1 protein-coding gene is annotated in these 1,216 nt (G+C 71.0%); it reads left to right on the plus strand.

Annotated features, from left to right (window positions below):
• Positions 1-173: 173 nt before the first annotated feature.
• A partial coding sequence (locus tag AB0J09_RS65225; protein ID WP_360714579.1) for a tyrosine-type recombinase/integrase occupies positions 174-1,216 on the plus strand: 1,043 nt, incomplete at its 3' end.

Below are 1,216 nucleotides of genomic sequence, written 5' to 3' on the forward strand. Positions count from 1 at the left end.
CTGGCTGGAACTGCCGCCGCCCGGCGTCACCCCGGCGCGCTGCCGGGTCAGCGACGTTGGCCTGCTCGCGCTGGACACCTGGCGCACCGCCCACTCCCCCACGAGCGCGGCCCACGTCAACCGGCCCAGAGGCCGGTCGTGATCGTCGTGCCGTCAGCCGTCGGAGCGGCGCAATGAGCCTTGTCCCCAACTCCGCCGCCCTTGCCGGGACCGGGCCCGACACCGACCGGCTGGCCACCATGTACAGCTTCGGCGTCCCCGCCGTCGACTCATCGTCGGACGCGTCGCAAGGCGACGAGCCGGATCTGCCGTTCGCCGAGCTGATTCCTCTGGCCGCGCTGCCGATCCGGCTACCCGGCCGGGGCAGCCCGCCACCGGCCCGCGATCCGCAAAGCCTCGCCGCGCTGCTGCGCACGGCCGGCGCTGACAAGGACGTGCTGCGCGCCACCGGTGCCTGGCTGCTGGCCGACCGCCGCTCCGCGACCAACACCCAGGAGGCCTACATCAAGGACGCCTCCTGGTGGTTGTGGTGGGTCCAGGCCCGCGGCCTGGAGATGACCGATGTCGACTTCATCGAGGCCGATACTTTCGCTGCAGCCATGCGGCACGCCGGCTACGCCGCCGAGACCCGGCGCCGCCGCCTTTCGGCGCTCAAGAGCTGGTACCGCTACCTGCGGCGAGCCCGCCTCGTGCGCAACGACCCGTTCGACGGCATGGACCTACCCAAACGGCAGCGGGATAAGAGCACCCGGTTTGTCACGGAGGACGAGCTGAACCGGATGCTCACCCGCGCCGTCGCGGTGGAGAGCCCCCGGGTGCAGGCCATCCTCGCCGTGCTCAAGGGGACTGCCTGCCGTGTCAGCGAACTCACCGGCGCCCAACTCGCTGATCTCGGCCACCGCGGCGAGCACCGCATCCTCACCCTGCCTGCCAAGGGCGGACGCCGCCACGAGGTCGTCATCGCCGACCTAACCGGCGACCTGCTCGACGGCTACCTCGCCAAGCGCGACGACCTATCTGGCCCGCTGTTTGTCACCAGCACCGGCGCGCCACTGCAGCGCACCTACGTGACACAACTCATCCAGCGCATCGCCAAGGCCGTCGGCGTCGACAAGCCCGAGGAACCGGACGTACTGCACGCCGTCGGCCACGCCTTCCAGGACGGGACCGTCGTCGATCTGTCCTCCTGGGAGCCGGCCGCGGCGAAGAACCTCTT

This window comes from Nonomuraea sp. NPDC049784 (genome assembly GCF_040659615.1).
GTDB lineage: Bacteria > Actinomycetota > Actinomycetes > Streptosporangiales > Streptosporangiaceae > Nonomuraea.